Consider the following 437-nt stretch of genomic DNA (forward strand, 5'->3'; position numbering starts at 1 on the left):
GTTGAAGAACTTGACCTCGCGGGCCTCGGTTTTGAGCGCGTACATCCAGCGAAAACAGGCCGACCGGCCTACCATCCAGCTGTTCTTCTCAAGCTCTACATCTATGGTTACCTGAATCGTATCCAGTCGAGTCGGCGGCTCGAGCGAGAAGCTCAGCGCAACATCGAACTGATGTGGCTGACAGGTCGCCTGACACCCGACTTCAAAACGATTGCGAACTTTCGAAAAGACAATGGCAAGGCCATTCGCAATGTCTGCCGGCAGTTCGTCATCTTGTGTCAGCAGCTCGATCTGTTTTCGGATGCCGTCGTCGCCATCGACGGAAGCAAATTCAAGGCGGTCAACAGCAGCGACCGCAATTTCACTGATGCCAAACTGAAGCGCCGGATGGAAGAAATTGAGTCGAACATCATCCGTTATTTGGCAGAGCTCGACAC

At 53.3% G+C, this 437-nt stretch carries 1 protein-coding gene; it reads left to right on the forward strand.

Annotated features, from left to right (window positions below):
- The coding region (locus ACEN88_RS34310; RefSeq protein ID WP_413346862.1) for a transposase at window positions 1–437 on the forward strand (437 nt) is incomplete at both ends.

The organism is Massilia sp. CT11-108 (assembly GCF_047302915.1).
Classification (GTDB): Bacteria; Pseudomonadota; Gammaproteobacteria; order Burkholderiales; family Burkholderiaceae_D; genus Telluria; species Telluria orientalis.